The sequence below is a fragment of the Shewanella sp. NKUCC05_KAH genome (genome assembly GCF_019345585.1).
GTDB lineage: Bacteria > Pseudomonadota > Gammaproteobacteria > Enterobacterales > Shewanellaceae > Shewanella > Shewanella oncorhynchi.
The window spans coordinates 42,361-63,903 of record NZ_JAHKQZ010000009.1 but is presented as its reverse complement, the minus strand read 5'-3'; the positions used below and the strand labels follow the sequence as shown (position 1 = coordinate 63,903).

The window sequence follows — 21,543 nt, the reverse complement described above, 5'->3', positions numbered from 1 at the left end:
TGATGGAGGCAGAATAACAAGGAAGTTTACAAAAGAATAACGCGAAATCACGTCCTAAACATTCGAAAAAATAGAACGGTATGCAGGAAGGAGCGAGTAACCTAGTGTTCTAACTGGATAATAAAATAGTGGTTTAGTTGCCAAATCTTGCACTTCGGATTTGAACTCGTGGCTATCAAAAATAGCGTTAATAAAAAAATTTTAATTATTATGGTACATAAAAATCAAACCTTAAATCTGAATTAAATTACTTCCATTCATTAAAAATGTATTTCCGCACACTGTATACAAATACAGCCAACACAAAAATACTATAAAAATTTAATTTAGTTCATTTAGAAACAATGAGGATTTAACAATAATTACTGCTTACCAAGTAAAATACATAGCGAATTACTGAAGTCTAAGAAGAAGAAATAATAAATTATTACATTTGTTTCAATATAAACTTACTGATATCTGTCTACTTATCGGGAGACCATACGAAATAAATAAAAAATCAAAACATTTACAATTAGCAACCAAATCTGTTACTTTTAGCGTTCATGGATTAATGTGATTACAGGAAGTACAATGAAACGCTTATTTATACTTTTAGCTTTACTCATTTCCACTACAGCATCTAGCGCAGACGAAACCCATGGTTTCTCTGCAGGCTTGGGTTTAGGCTCAACAGAAGACTATGGGGGGATAACCCATTATGACTTTGCCTATCGCTATCAATTCACCCCAGATTGGGGAGTTGAAGTAGGTTACACACCATTTCAAAGTGAGCCTTTTACCGCAGCAATACATGGTGTTTTTGACGATTACGTGTTGGAGAACTCTTATTCCTCTCGGCTTGCTGGCACATATACATACCAAATATCAGCAAGACATAATGCGATATTTAAGGCAGGATTATCTCAATCTAAAGCTAATTATCAATTGAATGACTACGAAAATAGTAGTGATGATGTTATAACTATAGATGAGTATTCAGACGATGGATATGGCTTATATGCCGCATTAGGTTGGCGTTGTCGTTTTTATAATGGCTTCGAAATTATGACAACATTAGCCTACCAGGATTCTGGAGTATTTGAAATGACGAGCTTCACTGTAGGAATAGGCTACAGCTTCTAAGGCTATAAATTTAAACCCCATAATGCCAGTAAATGCTGGCATCATGTTGCTAAGCAAAAATTTAACTTAGAATTCTAGTAAAAATCCATTTTCATCATAATTAATTACGTTATTTCTATTAACGCTATATAAAATTTATAGCAAATGCTGAAGAAAAATTTCCCATTCCACAGCTGATTAAACTATATCCCATAACTATATTGCCTAAGAATAGTCATCTTATATTCACTGAAGACACTATTTTAAGCAAATATCTATACATAAAAAACGCCATTGCAGATTGGCAATAGCGTTATATTTGAGATGACAAGTTAATAAGTCTAAAGTCTCATCATTATTCTATGGGTCATCGAATTTATTTTTAGTAACTTATTCCGCCCATTTACCCATAGTGCATCTGTCATTACTGCCAAAGTCTCGCACTGTGGCGACATTCTCGTAGCCTAGTTCAATAAGCTTAGCTCTGAGTTTCACAGCCTGCTCAAAACCATGTTCGAGCAGGATATAGCCGTTAGGCTTTAAGTAATCTCGAGCTGTGTTGGCAATATAATAAAGATCGGCAAAGCCTTCCTCGGCGGCGGTTAACGCGCTTTGGGGCTCGAAACGCACGTCACCTTGGTGCAAGTGTTCGTCAGCTTCATCAATATAGGGCGGATTTGAGACGATTAAATCAAAGTCCCGCGACTTTACGGCACTGAACCAGTCACTCTGGAGAATTTCGACCTGTGGCAGCTTTAAGTTCTCGCGGTTTGCGATAGCCAAAGCCACGGCATCATCGACTTTATCGACCGCGGTGATTTGCCATGACTCACGCTCAGACGCCAACGCCAGCGCAATGGCTCCAGTGCCTGTGCCTAAATCGAGCACTTTGGCGTAGGTGGAAAGCGGCAGGTTCAAGGCGGTTTCGACCAAAATTTCCGTATCAGGACGCGGGATCAAAGTGGTGTCGTTGACGATAAAAGGCAACGACCAAAATTCGCGCTCACCAACAATATGTGCCACAGGTACGCCTTTTTGGCGTTTCTGTACCATTTGCTGGAAGCGTTTCCACTGTTCAACCGTTAGGGATTTTTCAGGCCAAGTATACAAATAGCTGCGGCTTTTATTGAGGCAATATAACAACAAAACCTCTGCATCCAAATGAGCGGATTCAGAGGTTGATGCTAACTGCACATAAGCCCATTGCAGGGCTTCGGCTATGCTAGATTGATCTGACAAAATTACCCCTGCTCGTCAGCCAGTGCGGCTAACTGATCGGCTTGATGCTCTTGCATCAGAGGCAATAAAATAGCATCGAGATCGCCTTCCATCACTTCGTTCAAGCGATATAAGGTCAAGTTGATGCGGTGTTCGCTCACGCGGCCTTGCGGGAAGTTGTAAGTACGTACACGTTCGGAGCGATCGCCACTGGCAACCAGACTACGACGGGTCGATTCTTCGGCGCTGCGGCGTTTTTCGTCTTCAACAGCTTGAATACGTGCGGCCAGTACACTCATGGCTTGGGCACGGTTCTTGTGTTGCGAACGTTGATCTTGGCATTCCACCACGATCCCAGTAGGAATATGGGTGATTCGAATAGCTGAGTCAGTTTTGTTAACGTGCTGACCACCTGCACCTGATGAACGATAGGTATCAACTTTCAGATCGGCTGGGTTGATTGAAATCGCTTCCGCTTCAGGCACTTCGTGAAGTACCACAACAGTAACCGCTGAAGTATGCACACGTCCTTGGGATTCGGTTTCTGGCACACGCTGTACACGGTGGCCGCCGGATTCAAACTTAAGTTTGCCGTATACGCCGTCACCACTGACCTTCATGATCACTTCTTTAAAGCCACCATGTTCGCCTTCGTTGCAGCTCATGATTTCGATCTGCCAGCGATTCGCTTCAGCATAACGGCTGTACATGCGGAATAAGTCACCGGCAAAAATAGCCGCTTCATCGCCGCCTGCACCAGCGCGGATCTCAACGAAGGCGTTTTTATCGTCGTCAGGATCTTTTGGCAATAATAGAATTTGCAATTCGTCTTCGAGCTGCTCGAGTTTGGCCTTAGCGGCTTTCATCTCTTCCTGCGCCATTTCACGCATTTCAGCATCGTCTTCTTCCAGCATTTCTTTGGCAGAATCGAGATCGGCCTGCGCTTGCTGATAGGCTTTAAAGCCAGCAACAACGTCTTCTAACTGGGCATATTCTTTCGATAACGCACGAAACCTGTCTTGATCGGAAATGACGCTAGCATCACCCAGCAAAGCCATGACTTCTTCATTGCGCTCGAGCAAGCCTTCCAGCTTGCGGATAACGGATTCCTTCATTTAACTCGCTAACCTTAGTTTTTATCTAATCCAAGCGCTGATCTTAACTGACCGAGAGTATTCAAATCGCCCTGACGACTCGCTGCCGTGAGGGCCTGTGTCGGTGCGTGGATAAGTTTGTTGGTCAGGCGATTGGCTAGTTCAATCAATACCTGCTCAGTGTCTGAGCCCTGGGCTAATTTATTCAAGGCGCGTTCCACTAACTCATCTTTTACCGCCATGCTCTGGCTGCGATACTCGCGAATACTGTCGACCGACTCTAAAGAACGGATCCAATCCATAAATAGGAAAGATTGTTCTTCAGTAATTACTTCAGCTTGCTCGGCGGCTTCTTTTCGAGAAGCCATATTCTGTTCAATAATGCTATGCAGGTCGTCCACTGTATACAGAAACGCGTCATCCAAATCGGCGACTTCCGGCTCAATATCCCGGGGAACTGCTATATCAACCAATAACATAGGTTGATGGCGACGCTGCTTTAGCGCTTTTTCGACCATGCCTTTACCTAGGATAGGCAGAGGGCTGGCGGTAGAGGATATCACGATATCGGCTTTTGGGAGATAATCTGGTATCTGCGCCAGTGTAATTGCTGTTGCGCCAAACTCCTCACACATGCCTTGGGCACGTTCTAACGTCCGATTTGCTACGACCATTGAAGCCACACCGTTGTCTTTAAGATGCTTCGCAACCAGTTCTATAGTTTCACCTGCGCCAATCAACAGTACTTTAGTGGTCGATATCGATGAGAAAATATGTTTCGCCATGCTTACCGCGGCAAATGCCACTGAAACTGCGGCGGCGCCAATTTCAGTGTCAGTGCGGACTTTCTTAGCGACTGAAAAAGTATTCTGAAAGAGTCTATCTATGGTTAGCGCAACCGTACCAGCCTCTTTGGCCTTAACGAACGCTTGCTTTACTTGACCGAGAATCTGCGGCTCACCAAGGATCAAAGAATCGAGCCCAGAGGCTACGCGCATCAAATGCCTTACGGCATCTTGACCGTGATAGTTATAGAGACAAGGTGCTACATCCTCATGATCTAGGCCGTGATATTCTTCAAGCCACGCAATAATGTCGGCCTCATCGCCGTTGTTGCAATACAACTCAGTGCGATTACAGGTCGAGACAATAACGGCTTCACCCGAGCGTGTACGACTGGCCAGACTCTTCATAGCGTCATGAATTTTGTCCGGAGAGAAGGCGACTTTCTCACGCAGGTCTACCGTGGCTGTTTTATGGTTAATACCGATTGCTACAAGGCTCATCTGACTCTTTCTAGATTCTTGGCGACTCTCTTAATAAGGGCATTCTACTGAATTGGCCCAACTAAAAACAGAATACGCTTAACAAAACCGAATAAAGGTCTAACTTCTTACCTAAATTTTCTATCAATAATAGGTAAAGCAAAATTTGCCCCAAGGGAGCAAATCTAAGTGACCACCGATGGAAATTTTACGTTTGGCATTGGTATTCTTTCCAAGCCCTCGTATCATAAGGACTTTGGTATATCAGTCATAGATGAATAATTTGAAGCGCCTCACAAAAACCATTTTCTCTTGTTTTACCTTAAGCGCCCTACTCTTACTGGCGGGGTGTGAAACTTTGCCGCCGATGACTGACTTAAGCCCAATCACAGTCAATGATGCGCGCCAAGCCAAAGCTTGGGAATTACAGGGAAAACTCGCGATAAAAACTCCCGACGATAAACTCAGTGCCAATATCTACTGGCGCCACAGTGAAGATCGCGATGAACTCACACTCACGACTATGCTAGGTACAACGGTGTTGACGCTTAATTCAACCTCAAACTCTGCCCATTTACATATCGATGGCAAAGATTTTCGCGACGATAATGCCCAGCGTTTACTCGAGCGCGTCAGCGGTTGGTCCATCCCCTTGGCCGATTTACCTTTATGGATCACCGGCCAAGTTGGCCCGAATGACCAAGTACTGGAAAGCGATAGCCAAGGCAAACCCAAACAGCTCACGAACACTCAAACCCCACCGCCTTGGCAGGTAACATTTTTAAGTTGGCAATCCCAGAGCGGCGCCAACGTGCCCCATCAATTAAAGCTTGAGCGTGGTGACTTACAACTCAAACTACAATTGAATCAATGGCAAGCCCTCGGCAAGCCTGCAATCATACTCGAAGAGAAACCTTAGCATGCCCGCAGCAATTTCACGCCATTGGCCAGCACCAGCCAAGCTTAACTTATTCTTACACGTGAATGGTCGCCGCGCAGATGGTTATCATGAACTGCAAACCTTGTTTCAGTTTATTGATTACTGTGACATGCTCGATTTTAAGGTCACTGAAAGCGCAGAACTGATTTTGCACTCCAATATCTCTAATGTTGTCGCCGATAGCGATAACTTAATTCTGCGAGCCGCAAAATCATTACAACAAACCACAGGCTTTACTGGCGGCGCCGAAATCTGGTTGGATAAACGTCTGCCCATGGGCGGAGGTTTAGGTGGCGGCTCGTCAGATGCTGCCACCACCTTAGTGGCACTGAACACGTTATGGAACACCCAATTATCGACCGAAGAACTGGCTAAAATCGGCCTTAAATTGGGTGCCGATATTCCTGTTTTTATTCATGGTTTCGCCGCTTTTGCCGAAGGTGTAGGTGAACGCTTACAAGCGGTAAATCCGAGTGAGCCTTGGTACTTAATCATCGCACCCGATGCCCATGTTTCCACCGCTGAAGTATTCAAAGATCCACTTTTACCACGTGATACCCCGAAACTGGCCATAGATACCTTAATGAACCAACCTTGGGCAAATGATTGTCAAAAACTAGTCGTTTCTAAATACCCTCAAGTTGCCAAGGCATTAGGCTGGCTGCTAGAATATGCGCCGTCGAGAATGACAGGAACAGGCGCATGCGTGTTCGGGGAATTCACACAAAAGCAACAAGCTCTCGCAGCCTTGGCGAAATTACCGTCTGAAATGCAAGGATTTGTTGCACAAGGGATGAATCTTTCGCCGCTCATCACGCGACTCAGTCACCCTTAAACTACTTTCTTCTAGAGTAACCACTTAACGATAACGCCTCGGGTTCCTCCCGTCCCTACATCGTCGTTACTCTAGCCACTAAAATATAAAGCAAACGCCTGAGGTTCATACAGTGCCCGACATCAAGCTCTTTGCTGGGAACGCCACCCCCAGTCTCGCTAAAAAGATAGCCGATCGTCTATTTTGCAAACTCGGAGACGCAGTGGTTGGTCGTTTCAGCGATGGTGAAATCAGTGTCCAAATTAACGAAAATGTACGTGGGGCCGATGTGTTCATCATCCAATCCACTTGTGCGCCGACAAACGACAACCTGATGGAACTCATCGTTATGGTTGACGCGCTACGCCGTGCATCTGCTGGCCGTATCACAGCTGTTATTCCTTACTTTGGTTATGCACGTCAAGACCGTCGCGTTCGTAGCGCCCGTGTACCTATTACTGCAAAAGTGGTTGCCGATTTCCTGTCTAGCGTGGGTGTTGACCGCGTTCTGACCTGTGACCTGCACGCTGAGCAAATCCAAGGTTTCTTCGACGTTCCTGTTGATAACGTATTTGGTAGCCCAGTGCTACTAGAGGATATGTTAGCGAAGAACTTAGATAATCCAGTCGTTGTTTCTCCAGACATCGGTGGTGTTGTTCGCGCTCGCGCAGTAGCAAAACTGTTGGATGATTCTGATTTAGCGATCATTGATAAACGTCGCCCACAAGCGAACGTTGCGCAAGTTATGCACATCATTGGTGATGTTCAAGGTCGTGACTGCATTATCGTTGACGATATGATCGACACAGGCGGCACTCTGTGTAAAGCGGCTGAAGCCTTAAAAGAACATGGTGCGAACCGCGTATTTGCTTACGCAACTCACCCAGTGTTCTCTGGCAAAGCGGCTGAAAATATCGCTAACTCAGTGATTGATGAAGTGATTGTGACTGACACTGTTCCTTTAAGCCCAGAAATGTTGAAAGTGGCTAAAGTAACTCAGTTAACTATGTCTGCGGTACTGGCTGAGGCAATTCGTCGCGTAAGCAACGAAGAGTCTATTTCTGCCATGTTCCGTCACTAACTGTTCCGTCACTCATAGTAGTCACTGAACGTTCTGACTAATCTGAGTTGTACAATGCACAGTTTGCTGTTTTAACGAATCACTAAGCTTGCAGAGCTCATCACTCAGACATAAAAACGCACTCCTCGGAGTGCGTTTTTGTTAGTGTATTTTCTAAGCTAGCTTTTGCTCATCAGATTAGAGTTGGCTTTTAAATATTAGATTTTAAAATTACTCACCGCACGGAATAAGAATTCAGCCTGCGCTTTCAGCTCATCAGATGCCGACGCATTCGCATCTGCCGCATGGGATGACTCCTCAGCGATATCGCGGATCACCACCACGTTCTTGTTCACTTCGGCCGCCACCATACTTTGCTCTTCAATAGCCGCCGCAATTTGAGTACTCATGTCCATAATATTACGCACGTCGTTATTGATAAGCTTCAATAAAGCGCCTGCACTTGCCGCTTGTTCAGCGCTTTCAACGCCTTGTTTTTGGCTAGATTCCATCAATTGCACAATCGATCGGGTACGCGTCTGCAGCGTTTGAATGATGTTAGCAATCTCTTGGGTTGACGATTGCGTCCGCATCGCTAAGTTACGCACTTCATCGGCAACCACAGCAAAACCACGGCCCTGCTCACCCGCACGCGCCGCTTCAATCGCGGCATTCAAGGCTAAAAGATTGGTCTGCTCAGCAATACCGCGGATCACATCTAACACGCTACCGATAGTCTCGCTGTCACGTTCCAATTCGTTAACGACCGCTGCTGAGCTATTCAACTGCTCAGCAAGTGACTGGATTTTATGTATCGTTTGCTCAACCTCTAATTGACCACTTTGGGCATTATCGTGGGTCTGACCCGCTTTTGATGCCGCTAATTCGGTTGTTTTAGCGATTTCCTCAATCGTTGCACCCATCTCAGTGATTGCTGTTGCGACCATGTCGGTCTCATTAAGTTGTTGACCCACACCTTCGGAGGCGAGCATGGCATTTTCTGAAACACGTTTACAGGAAGTGTTAATCGTTGCGACCGACTCAATCACTTGCTCAATCAGCTGTTGGAAGCTACTCACCATGCTATTGAAATGCTGTGCAATTTCACCGAGTTCATCTTGGGTGGAAGCATCACACCTCAATGTCAGATCTTTACTCACCTCGATGCGAGAAATGATCTGCGTGATGCGCTCAACAGGCGCGATAATACTGCGGATAATCAAGTAGGTAATGATTGATAGTAGTAACGCAATAAAGATAAACACAGTAATACCGACATTAACACTACTACTCTCAGCATCATCAATAGCCTTAAGAGCCAAGTTTTTCAAGTCACTCGTACTGCTCTCAGTTTGCTGGTTTGCAGCTAAAACTCGCGCCATAGTACCGTCATTTTCGGTCAAACCAAGCTGCTGTTCTTTATTAATTAAGCTTTTGAAATCCTTTTGATATTGAGTAATAAGCTCTTCAATTTTTCGTTGAGTATCAATATCGATACTCGAGGCACGAAGCTTGTCATTAAACTTACCAATATTAGTATCGAAGGTTTCGACATAACTTAGCTCACGACGCAGCATAAAATCCTTTTCGTTACGCCTAAGTTGCAGCATTGCGGCTTCGAGTGCGGGCTGATCAAATTCCTTGAGTAGCGTTTCAACGTTATGCACCGCAGCTCGTAATGTACCGTACAAACCTGTTTTAGGTGTTAAGCCAATCTCTTGTTGTAGCTGCACCACTTCAGAAAAAGCGGCTTGATACTGATTTAAATTACGGTCAAAACTTTCAAGTGAGGCAGTCGACACCTCATATTCTTTAAAGACTTTCTCTAACTCAGGGACAATACTGTCGATTGCCATGTGGCTTTGCTTATGCAGCTCGACATATTTCAAATCCTTGCGAGCGAAAAAGTCCTTTTCATTTTTACGCAAAATTAAGACGTCTCGCTCTAAATCAAGCACACTTTGAGCCGCGTTAGAAAGTTCCGATTTCACCGAATTTGAATAGAGTTGTAATCCAAACATGGCAATTAGTGCCGAAATAGACACTGCAGCACTGAGTAACAACTTTGAGCGGATTAGCATAGAAAGTCCCCGAATATATAATCTATCTTAAAAAGATAGCTGGAAATTAAGCCTTTAACAGCGCAAACATAGCAATACATTAAAAGTTCACATCAAATACTTTGATAGCTTGTCGATTTAAGCTCCCATACTGTGAGTAGCGCATTATTTTTAACTTATTTTTAGCTTGGTGCTTCAGGGTGATACCCTACCGTTACTACAAAGTATTTCGTTTTAATTACGTTAAATATACCGTCTCAAAGCAGATGTAAGTGTCATAATATCAATTGATATAAAATGAATTACTTCATTAGCTTAGCAGTACTTTTCCGGGCGGATTCTACTACAAATTACAAAAATGTTACGCTGGATAATTGATCTAAATAAAATATATTTTTTAAGGTTCCAAACCTTTTGTAGCGCCCACTGCGTCAAAACTACAACACTCAATCATTATGGCAGGAAATTACAGTGACAGCAGGGATCCTCCCACTCAATGGCTCAATGTCTGACTTTGAACTGGTCACCTTAGCGAGCCAAGGAGACAGAACTGCCTTCAAGTTGCTGTATCAAAGCCATTACAAACGTATTTACGCCCTATCACTGCGCCTTTGCGGCCATAGCGCTATGGCTGAAGAAATTACCCAAGAGTGTTTTATTTTAGTGTGGCAGAAGTTGCCACAATTTCGAGGTGAGAGTCAGTTTTCCACTTGGTTACACAGTATTTGTGTCAATCAGGCATTGAGCAGCATTCGTAAACAAAAGTCCTTTTGGTCACGATTTATTCCGCTGGAACATGAAACTGAGCCCTTAAGCTCTGATAGCAGCTATAGCGGATTAGATAAGTTAATTTTCAAACTGCCAGAACGCGCTCGCATGGTTTTCGTACTCTGTGCAATCGAAGGTTATCAACATGATGAAATCGCTGACTTACTTGGCATTGCCGTCGGCACCAGCAAGACCCAATACCATAGAGCTAAGCAACTACTACAGGAGATGCTGTAATGACGTTAACGCCGCTTTCCCGTGAACAACAGCTTGAGCAATTGATCAATAGCGCGCCCAAAGAGATGTCGCCTACACATGATCTGTGGCAAGGCATTGAAAAACGCATGGATAAAACGCTGATAGCCCAAACGTACAAATCCCAGAAGAGTCACGCTTGGGCGATAGCGGCTTCGTTTATTATTCTAGCGGCATTGGGATATACCCAATTGCCCTATTTCAACTCATTCATAATGCAGCAGACAGAGCTTGCCCAAAACCAAGCTATGCCAGAGCAACCAGGGGATGCGGCCTTACATTTATTACTCACCCAAATTGCAACATCACACCAAGCGCAAGTGGACAACCTAGAACAGGCGCCAAATGCGCTAATGTGGCAAACGAGCAGCTTCAGCGCACCCGTTGAGCAAGGTTTAACTGAGCTAAGGCTCGCGGCAACACAGATTTACCAAGCTTTACAAGCAAATCCAACCGATAAACAACTTTGGCAACTCTGGCTTTGGGTGCAGCAGCGTGAGCTCGACCTATTACAACAGGGCCAAAAATTACCCATTAGAAACTCGACACAAGGAAACACCCTATGAGTAACCTCAATCTCACTAAAGCTAGCCTATTGGTTTCGACACTCTGTTTAGGCTTAATGAGCAATGTGTTAGCAGCACAAAGCGTTGATAAACAGTTAAGTGTCAGCAGCGACACTCAACTGCAGATCAAAGTCCAACGCGGTGATGTGACCATTCAAACATGGGATAAGAGTGAAGTGAGTGTCACTGGCACATTAGATGAATTGAGCGAAGGCTTTGTGTTTGAGCAACAGGGAAATAGTCTCAATATCGAAGACAAGATGCCTCGCCACTATAATGGCAATAATGACAAAGGATCACAGCTCACCATTAAAGTCCCAAAAACGGTTAAACTCAGTGCAGATACCATATCTGCCAATCTGCAAGTTGCCGAAACTCAAGGTGAACTAGATTTGAATACGGTAAGCGGCAATATCAACGCCAACAACTTAAGTGGTAAACCTGAGTTACATACAGTCTCTGGTGATATCACGACCAAAGCACTTGATGGAAAAATCAAATTAGAAACCGTATCCGGCACGATTCAGGACACTGACAGTAAAGGAGAAATGAACTATCGCCTCGTTAGCGGTGACTTAAAAAGCCACACTCAGGCAGAAAAAGTCACGATCGAACAAGTCTCAGGTGAAGTAAATGCTAACTTTAGCGTCACCAAAGAAATCGAGCTCAGAACCGTCAGCGGAGATTCACAAGTGTCACTCGCTAAAAACTTCAACAAAGCGAATTTAGAAAGTGTGAGTGGCGATATTACCGTGATCTTTAATGATGTTCCCGATGCAAGCTTCAACTTAGATGGTGGTCCTGGTGGAAAAATCAACAACGGTTTAACCCAAGATGTACCACAAAAACAGAAATATGTACCAAGCACAGAGTTATCATTCCAAACAGGCTCTGGTGCAGCCAACGTGAAGATGAATACCATCAGCGGTCATCTGATTTTAAAGAAACAGTAATAAAAGCTATTTAGCACAAATAAAAATGCCGCCAAAGTAAAACTCGAGCGGCATTTTTTATATCAAACTCATCAGACTGAAGCTATCTCTTCAGCCGTCAAATATCGCCATTCACCCAGTGCTAAGGAGGGGTCTAATTCAATTTGCCCTACACTTTCACGATGCAACCCTTGCACATGATTGCCCACAGCGGCAAACATACGCTTCACTTGATGATACTTACCTTCGGTGATAGTTAATCGCACTAATTGTGGATCAATAATCTCCAGTAACGCCGGCTTAGTTAGACCATCTTCACCGCGCAATTCAACGCCAGCGGCAAATACCGCAATCAAACGAGCATCCACAGGCTCAGCGAGTTGCACTAAATAACGTTTGCCACATTCTTTCTTCGGTGAGGTGATCTTATGCGACCATTGGCCATCACTGGTAATCAACACAAGTCCTGTAGTGTCAGCATCTAAACGACCAGCAATGTGCAAAGTTTCTGGCTTAGGCACATCCACTAAGCTCAATACCGAAGGGTAGGTTTCATCTATCGTCGAGCAAATAGTGTCTACCGGTTTGTTAAGCATTAAATAACGCTCGCCCACTAAGACAATCGGCTCGCCTTCAAGGCAAACACACATACCTTCAGTCACTTTAAAACCCGAGTCTTTAACGACTAAGCCATCACAAGTAATATCACCGCGATGCAAGGCTTTTTTCGCTAATGAGCGAGTCAGTGAGGTACTCTCACAGATAAATTTGTCTAAACGCACGTTAATACTCAACTTCAATAAAGAAAACTGCCGTATTATGAAGCCGACCAGTTCAAAGGGCAAAGAATTGCTGCTCAACGCGAGCTGTGTTTCTATATGAGCCCTTACGCATTGACAGTAATCACCATAGGGAAAGATGCTATGACTGAATTCCAAAAGATGATCACAGGCCAAGAATATGATTGTCTTGACAGCGAACTCTTAAGTTTAAGAACACAACAGCAGCGACTGAATCGACAATTAAATCAAACGATTGCTCAAAATAGCACTGAGTACGCCCAACTCTGCCAACAACTTCTGCCCCTTAAATCGCCTGCTGCAACTATCTCCACGCCGATTTTTATCAGTTATGGCATCAATCTCACTCTTGCTGACAGAGTGTTCATCAATGTCAATGTCACCTTGCAGGATAATGCCCCCATTTTTATTGATGAACAGACTATGATTGGTCCCAATGTACAGTTTTATACCTCAAGTCACCCACTTGATGCCGAGCTACGTTGCTCAGGTTTGGAAACCGCTAAAGCGATTCACATCGGTAAACGGGTATGGATTGGCGGCGGCGCAATCATAATGCCAGGAATCAATATTGGTGATGATGCCGTCATCGGTGCTGGCGCCGTAGTAACTAAAAATGTCGCTGCCAAAACAGTGGTTGCAGGCAACCCTGCAAAACAAATTAGGCAACTGAATTAACCCTATTTTAAAATGAGAAATCGAAGTGCTCGCTTACCTGAAAAGGCCTGCATACGGTAACTTTACAGCTACTGACTTAAATATGCTAACTGGTAACCTTTAGTTACATATCACTCAAGATAAATCCACGATAAACACTGTAATGACCTTGTTTCGATTCCTAGTAAGGCATTAACATAGTTCATTGCGCCTGAAGCAATCCCATTTTGCCAAAATAACAGCCCCAATAATGGGCACAATAATAAACTCGAAGGAAACAACATGAGAAAAGTACTCATTGGGGGACTGTGTGCCTCACTTATCGCAGGCCTGACTGCCTGTAATGACAAGGCTGCCGAAGTTAAAGCACCTGAAACTGCTAAAACAGCCACCGCAGCGGCAGTGACTCAAGCACTAGGTTCTGGAATTGAATTTGCTAATTTTGATAAAGCGATTCGTCCACAAGACGATTTCTATAAATACGTTAACGGCACTTGGCTAAAAAACACTGAGATCCCATCCGATCGCACTAGCATTGGCGCTTTCTACGATTTACGTGAAAAATCACGTGACGACGTAAAAGCTATTATCGAAGAAGTGGCTGCAACGCCCAATCTCGCCGCTGGTACAGACGAGCAAAAAGTGGCCGATTTATATCGTTCATTTATGGATACAGAGACACTCAATAAGCTGGGAGTCACACCAATCCAAGGCGAATTTGATGCTATTAATGCCTTAAAAGATAAGAATGAATTAGTGAAGTACTTCGCCCACAGCCAAATCGCTGGCGCGGGTACCCCAATAGCATTTTATATCGATATCGATGCAAAAAACTCTAGCCGTTACGCAACGCATCTCTATCAATATGGCCTAAGCCTGCCAGAGAAAGACTACTACTTTAACGAATCCGAACGCTTCGTTAATATCCGTAAGGCATATGTCGCTCATATCGAAAAAATGTTTACCCTTGCGGGTCTCGCTAACCCTAAAGCCAGTGCTGAAGCTATTTTAGCCTTAGAAACGGCGATTGCTGCTAAGCATTGGGATGTGGTTGAAAACCGCGACAGCACTAAAACCTACAATCTATATCAAGTCAAAGATCTGCCAACACTGGCGCCAGATATCGATTGGGCTGGCTACTTAGCCGCTCTTGGCGCTGACAAGCAAACCGATATCATAGTTAACCAACCTAGCTATATCCAAGGGTTAAACGAAGTTTTAAAAACGACTGAGTTAGCCACTTGGAAAACCTATATGCAATGGCAAGTGCTGACGCACGCGGCGAGCAATCTGAGTGAAGCGTTAGACAATGAAAACTTCGCTTTCTTCTCTAAAACCTTAAATGGTCAAGAAGAACAAGAACCTCGTTGGAAGCGTGGCGTTGCAGCCGTCAATGGCGTTCTTGGTGAAGTTGTGGGTAAAGTGTATGTCAAACGTCACTTCACTCCAGAAGCCAAAGACCGTATGCAAGCACTGGTTGAAAACCTGCGTGGTGCTTACGGCGACAGCATCAAAGAATTAACTTGGATGAGCGACAGCACTAAAGTGGCTGCGGCGGATAAATTAGCAAAATTCAACCCGAAAATCGGTTACCCGAACAAATGGGAAGATTACAGTAAGCTGACCATCAAGGCAGACGACTTAGTCGGTAACGCTATGCGTGCCAGCGAAGTTGAACATGCTAAATCATTAGCCAAACTGGGCGCGCCAATCGATAAAGACGAATGGCACATGACGCCACAAACGGTTAACGCTTACTACAACCCAACCATGAATGAAATCGTGTTCCCTGCAGCCATTCTGCAACCACCATTCTTCAATTTGGCAGCTGACGATGCAGTCAACTACGGTGGTATTGGTGCGGTAATCGGCCACGAAATGGGCCATGGTTTTGACGATCAAGGCGCTAAATTCGATGGCGAAGGCAACATGCGTGATTGGTGGACAGAGCAAGACTTGAAAGAGTTCTCTGCTCGCGGCAAAGCGCTAATCGCACAATACGATGGTTACGCAGTGTTTGATGATCTGCATGTCAACGGCAGCTTAACCTTAGGCGAGAACATTGGTGACTTGTCAGGTGTGACTATAGCTTATCGTGCTTATAAAAAATCGCTTAACGGTAAAGATGCACCTGTTATCGATGGCTTAACGGGCGATCAACGTTTCTTCATCGGCTTCACGCAAATTTGGCGCGCAAAAGCTAAAGAAGAAGCAATGCGTAACCGCGTAGCGACCGATCCACACTCACCTGCGGAATTCCGCGCACTGGGTGCACTATCTAACATGCCTGAGTTCTACACTACGTATGATGTAAAACCTGGCGATGCCATGTATATCGCACCAGAGAAACGCGTAAAAATTTGGTAAGCCAAATTTAAATCACTGTTCAGCGGCATAAGCTGGCCAACAATGGCGCTCACTGTTACAGGTGGCGCCATTTTTATTTCCTTAAACCACTGAGCCCCATGCGCAAGATGAACAAGTCTTCATGGTTGGTTCAGCTTTAATTAAGCAATAGAAGCCTATGGTGGTTGCGTGACCTGAATAACTCACCCATAAGGAAGTAGGCCGCATGACTAAGTTATTTCGTACCTTTTTTATTTTTCTACTCTTATTATCGAGCCGCGCTGGTGTAGCAAATCCTCTCGACATCAGTGACAGTAAAGCAGAACGTGGTAATTACAGTGCAAGACAGGCATCAAGCCATGACCTACAAGGTCTATATGCACTCAGCAGTCAGACCTTCGATGCGCCTCATCAACCCTCGAATGACTTATCCGTGCTCCATCACCAAGCCTATGATGCACAAGCTGAGCTCGCTCAATTACTCACCAAGATTGCCCATTATTCACAGGCACAAGTGATTGTTCCGCCAGTAAAGAGTTACCAAAGAGCAGCCGATAAAGTAGCGACAAAATTTAACGGTGATGCCAGCCAAATTACCGACCTTGCAAGGGCAAGTATTGTGACCGACAGCATTCAAGATCTGATGCAGGCCTACCAAACTTTGAATGAGCACACCCAAGTTGTGAAACAAAAAAACCGCTTTGCCGAACCTAAAGCCTCCGGCTATCGCGATCTCAATCTACTGGTACGCTTACCCCAATCAGGCATGATTGCTGAAGTGCAATTACACCTACAGGATATCGCCGATATCAAAAATGGTCCTGAACACAAGGTATATGAAAAAGTACAGAGGATTGAGGCCAATGCTCGTAAACAACAACGTTCACTAAGTGAGTTTGAACTCGCGCAGATTGCCCAATTACGTCAAGAATCACATAAGTTGTACCACAAGGCATGGCTTAACTATAAACGGGTTGATGAAGCCAGTTTATTAAGAGCCTCAGTCGCTTAACTAAAAAGCTTCCACTCTTGCGCTGGTTATCTGTAAAGGTGCCAGCGCCTTTTTTTATATTTTACAGTGCCTGAAAAAACATATTAAAAATAAGCTGAAAAATGCACTCTCTCGCATCGAACGTCTTTTTAAGTATATAATCCCGCGCCATAGCCCTATCAGCAGGAAATGCCATGCACGACATTATTGAGCAACTCCAAGAACGCAGCGAAACTGTTCCTGTACCACTCGAATTACCCACATTTGAGCAGCTCGTCGAAGTCGAAGAGCAAATCCTGATTTCATTGCCAAGGGAGCTAAAAGAATACCTGCTGTACGCCAGTGATGTGATTTACGGCACGATAGAGCCAGTAACAGCATCGGATCCCTACTCGCACACCTACCTGCCCGAAGTGACTTGCTATGCGTGGTCCATCGGTATGCCAAGGGACATGATTGCCATTTGTCAGCAAGGTGATGCTTTTTACTGTATCGACCAAGATGGTCAAGTACATTTCTGGAAAAACGGCGACTTTACCGATATCTATTGGGAGTCGTTTTGGGAATGGGTTGAAGAAATCTGGTTAAAGATCAAATACTAATTTTACTTTTATTGCATTGAGAACACGATTATGTCTAAGAACATTGGCTTGAATGCCATCGAAATGAGCTACTTACGCCAGTCACTCAGCTTAAGCGCGGCTCAAGTTGGTGCTCTGACTAACCATAGCGAAGCCGATGTACTCGCCTGGGAAAGCGGTGAACAACTGGCACCTGAGCTGGCGCAAAAGAAACTGCTTGATATTGATGACATCATTGAGATGCAAGTGCTCAACACCTGCGATGGTATCGAAGAACTATTTAAGAAAGAACCTAAGCGTCACTTAGCCTTCGTGGTCTACCCCACTCAAGCGGTTTACACACAATACAACCCCGAATTCCTAAGTTCACTGCCTTTTACTGAGCTGTACAACACGGCCGCTTGGCGCATCAAGAAAGAGTGCAAACTGGTCCTAGAAGTCGACGTCAGCCTAGTGGCCCTCGACGTGGAGGCCTACAAAGCCTTCCGTGAACCGACCAAAATGAGTGAAAGCCGCGAAAGTCGCGCAAAGTGGGCAGCGACTCAGTTATAAACTCAACCGTCACAAGTTTAACCCTATAAAAATAAAGGCCAATATCATTATTGGCCTTTTTTATTAGAGATCACACCACCCATCATAAATGACGCACCATTCCGAATGAAATGACGCTAAGCGGTAGTTAGAAGTTCATCGTGAATTTAGTGTAAATGTAGCGGCCCATAGGATTATGTACTGAAATAACATAGCCGTAGAGATCCGTATCACCGTCACCGATAGCAAATGGTGGCTCTTCATCAAATACGTTGTTCACGCCTAGTGTCAGCTTGAACATTTCATTGAAGCGATAAGTACCAGACATGTCGACCAATAATTGAGAGTCGATCATACGAGACTTATTACTTTCAAAATCAAGTACACCATCGAAATTGATATCTGGGGTATCTTCAAATTCACCGATGTAACTCAAATTAATATTGGCGGCAAAATTATCCATAGTCCAGTTAGTGGTGAGTAACCAGCGATGTTGAGGAAACTTATACTCACCCGTGTAATCCAGACCATCTTTCTCAAAATTATGTAAGTAGCTGTACTCTAAGCCAAACTTCAAATCCCCATAGCTATCTAACTCAAAACCATAATGACTAGAGACATCCATCCCTTGTACATCTTGAGAGCTTAAGTTGATAAAGCTTGAATGGATAATACTGATCGGACCTAAAGTTTGACCTAGCTGTGGCGCTAAGCGCTCGCACACTGTGCTATTTTGATCGTTACAATTTGCAGTATAGATATCGCCTAATGGCTGTTTATCAATTTTGTTGTCTTGCGTGATGCTAAAGATATCAAAACCCACATCAAACGTCTGACTCGGCGCCCAGATCATACCGACGTTCCAAGTTTCGGATTCTTCAGCATCCAGCTCAGAGTTACCTTCAAATTCAGTGTTGTAATCTAAGGCTTCACAATCAACATTATCGGCAGCGCAACGGTAAGTATCGACAAAGAAACTACTTTCGCGAGATGGACCAAGACCTATCTGCGCTAACGAGGGTGCACGGAAGCCTGTTGACCAAGACGCACGCGCCGTTAACTCGTCGGTCACTCCCCATTGAAAGGCGACTTTAGGGTTAGTCGTTGAACCAAAATCGCTGTAATGATCATATCGACCAGCGAGTTGCAACTCGAAGTTATCCGTGACTGGAATAGATAATTCCATATAAGCGGCATATTGCTCACGGGATGCTGCCGCAGAGACAGCTTCAGTACCAAAAATCAATCCACGTTGGAATTGCTCATCGGGCACATCACTGACATCTTCTTCGCGATATTCAGCTCCCGCCGCCATCATAATGTCGCGACCAGCCAAGGTAAATGCTTGACCAGATATGTTAGCCGCATAAGATGTCATGTTTGACAAACCTTGGCGTACTAAACTGGTGGTAATAGCGTCAATGACCTCTTGTGAGTTCATCGTGCCGCCGAAAGGATTGTAACGACCCGCATCAATTTCACGTTGCAAATAATCTGTTCTTACCCAGCCTTGGCTGCGATCACCCGTTTGAGTCGACTCACTGCGACCTTTTTGAACAGAAGCTTCCCAATCCCACTCTTTTACTACACCACGTAAACCAGCAACTAAACGTAAACTATCGGATTCAATATCCCAACGTCGCGCCCCCGCATCAACCGTACGGAAGCGACCAATTTCAATATCTTTCCCCCAAGGATTATTCGGGTGAGATCCAGGTACAGTTAAACCAGCATCCTCGTCAAGTGGTGTCGGTGCTCCACCTGCGATTGAGGTATTGTGCTGCGCCGCTAACTCTAAAAATGCTGTTAAATCATCATTAAAATGATAGTCAAATTGGCCAATAGCCCCTACGCGCTCCGCAGCCGGCGCAACAAAATTGTATGAGCCGTACTCAAATAAACAACTTCCACTCGCGGTTGCACTATCAGCAGGACAAGCAGGATCGATAGTTTTAACACCATCAACATAGAAATACCCAGGAAAACCACGGGAAGAACGAAAATCTTCACCACCATAAGGTGATTGATTTGAAACACCAAAACGTCCTAAATCAGTCGCAGCTAAAGTATCATTTTTGAAATAGTCGAGGATAACGGAAGCACTGCCCTTATCGGACTTCATCCCCCACACCATATTCGCTGTCGTTTCATCGTAGCCAGTGCCTGAAGCATCACCGTAGCCAAGATTGACCTCAATGCCTTCAATATCTTTTTTCAGAACAATGTTAACCACACCCGCGATCGCATCAGAACCATAAATAGCCGATGCACCGTCCTTCAGTATGTCGATACGTTCAATAGCTGATACCGGAATATTATTGATATCAACAAAGGAATTAGTGATACCTTCGGCAAAAGCACTCGCCGCAACACGACGACCGTTAATTAACACTAAGGTCGCGTCTGGGCCTAAACCACGTAGACTGATAGATGCGCCGCCGTTGGCGGTTGAATCTTGGCTGTTTCCTCGGGTAGAAAACGCGCCAGCACCATTGGCAGGCATGCGTTCAAGTAATTGCTGCAGGTTATCAAATCCCATATTGGCAATATCGTCTTTACTGATCGATTGAATAGGGGAAGGGCCTTCAATATCGGTACGTTTAATACGGGAACCCGTTACTTCAATACGTTCAACTTTTTCTGCACCTTTATCGGCAGCATGGGCCACTGTTGGCGCATATGCCATAGCAATTGCGATTGCACAAGCACTGGGTAGAATCTGAGGTCTGTTCATACATTTCCCTTGTTTTATTTATCTCATTAAAATTATTTTAACAATAAGAAAACCCTAAATTAACAATACACAAGGTAATGAGTTACAAACCAAAGTCAATGGCGGAGAAATAAAAGTTAAGCTTTTGTTACATTTGAGGCAGTGTATTTTCCTCATACGAGAATCAAAGAAGGTCTAAGCACTAAAAATTCAACCTACAAGACAAGTCGCAGTATTTGAATATCAGAATTAAAGGAAGAAATATGGAAGACAAGATTATTTATCAAGCAGAGTTTGAAACCCATTTAGGTTGGTATTGGTTGCTTTCAGGGGCCGCCTATTTCAGCCTAAGCATAATAGGTATTCCCTTGTTATTACTTTGGTTTCCAATAGGGCTCTGGGGGACTCGCCGCTATATTAACAACATGAGTGCCGAGCTCACCAGCAATAAACTTATTGTCAGGAGGGGCATATTAACTCGTACTGAAAACACTGTACCTTTGGACAAAATTACCGATATGGCATTGATCCAAGGCCCAATTATGCGCCTATTTGGTCTGCATAAACTCACGGTAGAAACCGCAGGGCAATCGGGCGCAGGCGCATTGATAAGCTTAGTCGGCATAGTCGATGCGCCTCGATTTAGAGCCCGCGTATTAGAACAAAAAGAACGGCTTACCCAGCCCTTGCACCCAATAAGCCCATCGGCACAGCCAGATAATACGCTGTTACAAATCGTAGTCGAAATGGCTGCAAGCTTAAAACGCATTGAAACTTTACTCAGTCAAAAATTAAACAGATAAATTGAATAAAACGACTTTTAGTTCAATCACTTTACCTTTAATGTT

19 protein-coding genes are annotated in these 21,543 nt (G+C 44.4%); 13 read left to right on the top strand and 6 right to left on the bottom strand.

Annotated features, from left to right (window positions below; all coding sequences use genetic code 11):
- The first annotated feature begins 573 nt into the window (after positions 1–573).
- Complete coding sequence (locus KO533_RS09990) at positions 574–1,125, top strand: outer membrane beta-barrel protein (protein ID WP_219253943.1); 552 nt, start codon at positions 574–576, stop codon at positions 1,123–1,125.
- Positions 1,126–1,494: 369 nt separating this feature from the next.
- Here KO533_RS09990 and prmC read toward each other — a convergent pair whose 3' ends face one another.
- Genes prmC through hemA form a run of 3 tightly spaced genes read right to left on the bottom strand, consistent with a single transcriptional unit; the run spans position 1,495 to position 4,702 of the window.
- A complete protein-coding gene (gene prmC, locus KO533_RS09985) occupies positions 1,495–2,343 on the bottom strand; it encodes a peptide chain release factor N(5)-glutamine methyltransferase (protein WP_212599726.1) in 849 nt (282 codons plus the stop codon).
- Between the two features lie 2 nt (positions 2,344–2,345).
- The gene (gene prfA, locus KO533_RS09980; RefSeq protein ID WP_131523734.1) at positions 2,346–3,437 is read right to left on the bottom strand and encodes a peptide chain release factor 1; all 1,092 of its coding nucleotides are present in this window, start codon (positions 3,435–3,437) and stop codon (positions 2,346–2,348) included.
- 14 nt (positions 3,438–3,451) lie between these two features.
- Entirely contained in the window at positions 3,452–4,702 is a 1,251-nt protein-coding gene (hemA, locus tag KO533_RS09975) for a glutamyl-tRNA reductase (protein ID WP_028761678.1), read from the bottom strand.
- A 253-nt stretch (positions 4,703–4,955) separates the two neighbouring features.
- On the opposite strand from hemA, the gene lolB reads away from it, so the two are divergent.
- The 3 genes from lolB (at position 4,956) to KO533_RS09960 (ending at position 7,516) form a co-directional block, all read left to right on the top strand.
- Positions 4,956–5,600: a lipoprotein insertase outer membrane protein LolB gene (gene lolB / locus KO533_RS09970; RefSeq protein WP_113939046.1), complete on the top strand. Its 645-nt coding sequence runs from the start codon at positions 4,956–4,958 to the stop codon at positions 5,598–5,600.
- 1 nt (position 5,601) lies between these two features.
- Positions 5,602–6,456: a 4-(cytidine 5'-diphospho)-2-C-methyl-D-erythritol kinase gene (ispE, locus tag KO533_RS09965; protein ID WP_219253941.1), complete on the top strand. Its 855-nt coding sequence runs from the start codon at positions 5,602–5,604 to the stop codon at positions 6,454–6,456.
- Positions 6,457–6,568: 112 nt separating this feature from the next.
- Positions 6,569–7,516, top strand: coding sequence for a ribose-phosphate pyrophosphokinase (locus KO533_RS09960; RefSeq protein ID WP_006080255.1), 948 nt, complete (start codon positions 6,569–6,571; stop codon positions 7,514–7,516).
- A 197-nt stretch (positions 7,517–7,713) separates the two neighbouring features.
- Here the strand turns inward: KO533_RS09960 and KO533_RS09955 are convergent, their stop codons facing one another.
- Positions 7,714–9,576 carry a methyl-accepting chemotaxis protein gene (locus KO533_RS09955; RefSeq protein ID WP_131523737.1) on the bottom strand — a complete coding sequence of 621 codons (1,863 nt, stop codon included), beginning with the start codon at positions 9,574–9,576 and terminating at the stop codon, positions 7,714–7,716.
- Between the two features lie 450 nt (positions 9,577–10,026).
- On the opposite strand from KO533_RS09955, the gene KO533_RS09950 reads away from it, so the two are divergent.
- Genes KO533_RS09950 through KO533_RS09940 form a run of 3 tightly spaced genes read left to right on the top strand, consistent with a single transcriptional unit; the run spans position 10,027 to position 12,097 of the window.
- Positions 10,027–10,560, top strand: coding sequence for an RNA polymerase sigma factor (locus KO533_RS09950; RefSeq protein ID WP_219253939.1), 534 nt, complete (start codon positions 10,027–10,029; stop codon positions 10,558–10,560).
- Positions 10,560–11,144, top strand: a complete 585-nt coding sequence (locus KO533_RS09945) for an anti-sigma factor (protein WP_105250153.1) — start codon at positions 10,560–10,562, stop codon at positions 11,142–11,144. The genes KO533_RS09950 and KO533_RS09945 overlap by 1 nt, the downstream gene beginning before the upstream one ends.
- Positions 11,141–12,097, top strand: coding sequence for a DUF4097 family beta strand repeat-containing protein (locus tag KO533_RS09940; protein WP_219253937.1), 957 nt, complete (start codon positions 11,141–11,143; stop codon positions 12,095–12,097). Before KO533_RS09945 ends, KO533_RS09940 begins: the two co-directional genes overlap by 4 nt.
- A gap of 71 nt (positions 12,098–12,168) precedes the next feature.
- Here KO533_RS09940 and rsuA read toward each other — a convergent pair whose 3' ends face one another.
- Positions 12,169–12,921, bottom strand: a complete 753-nt coding sequence (rsuA, locus tag KO533_RS09935; RefSeq protein ID WP_168824754.1) for a 16S rRNA pseudouridine(516) synthase RsuA — start codon at positions 12,919–12,921, stop codon at positions 12,169–12,171.
- A 78-nt stretch (positions 12,922–12,999) separates the two neighbouring features.
- On the opposite strand from rsuA, the gene KO533_RS09930 reads away from it, so the two are divergent.
- The 5 genes from KO533_RS09930 (at position 13,000) to KO533_RS09910 (ending at position 18,003) form a co-directional block, all read left to right on the top strand.
- Entirely contained in the window at positions 13,000–13,554 is a 555-nt protein-coding gene (locus KO533_RS09930) for a sugar O-acetyltransferase (RefSeq protein ID WP_219253935.1), read from the top strand.
- A 261-nt stretch (positions 13,555–13,815) separates the two neighbouring features.
- Positions 13,816–15,900, top strand: a complete 2,085-nt coding sequence (locus KO533_RS09925) for a M13-type metalloendopeptidase (protein ID WP_168824750.1) — start codon at positions 13,816–13,818, stop codon at positions 15,898–15,900.
- 205 nt (positions 15,901–16,105) lie between these two features.
- A complete protein-coding gene (locus KO533_RS09920) occupies positions 16,106–16,891 on the top strand; it encodes a RelA/SpoT domain-containing protein (RefSeq protein WP_219253933.1) in 786 nt (261 codons plus the stop codon).
- A gap of 173 nt (positions 16,892–17,064) precedes the next feature.
- Entirely contained in the window at positions 17,065–17,472 is a 408-nt protein-coding gene (locus tag KO533_RS09915) for an SMI1/KNR4 family protein (RefSeq protein WP_113939053.1), read from the top strand.
- 30 nt (positions 17,473–17,502) lie between these two features.
- Positions 17,503–18,003, top strand: a complete 501-nt coding sequence (locus tag KO533_RS09910; RefSeq protein WP_198571879.1) for a DUF4447 family protein — start codon at positions 17,503–17,505, stop codon at positions 18,001–18,003.
- Positions 18,004–18,130: 127 nt separating this feature from the next.
- Here the strand turns inward: KO533_RS09910 and KO533_RS09905 are convergent, their stop codons facing one another.
- A complete protein-coding gene (locus KO533_RS09905) occupies positions 18,131–20,716 on the bottom strand; it encodes a TonB-dependent receptor (protein ID WP_113939055.1) in 2,586 nt (861 codons plus the stop codon).
- A gap of 242 nt (positions 20,717–20,958) precedes the next feature.
- On the opposite strand from KO533_RS09905, the gene KO533_RS09900 reads away from it, so the two are divergent.
- Positions 20,959–21,498: a PH domain-containing protein gene (locus KO533_RS09900; protein ID WP_113939056.1), complete on the top strand. Its 540-nt coding sequence runs from the start codon at positions 20,959–20,961 to the stop codon at positions 21,496–21,498.
- Positions 21,499–21,543: the final 45 nt, after the last annotated feature.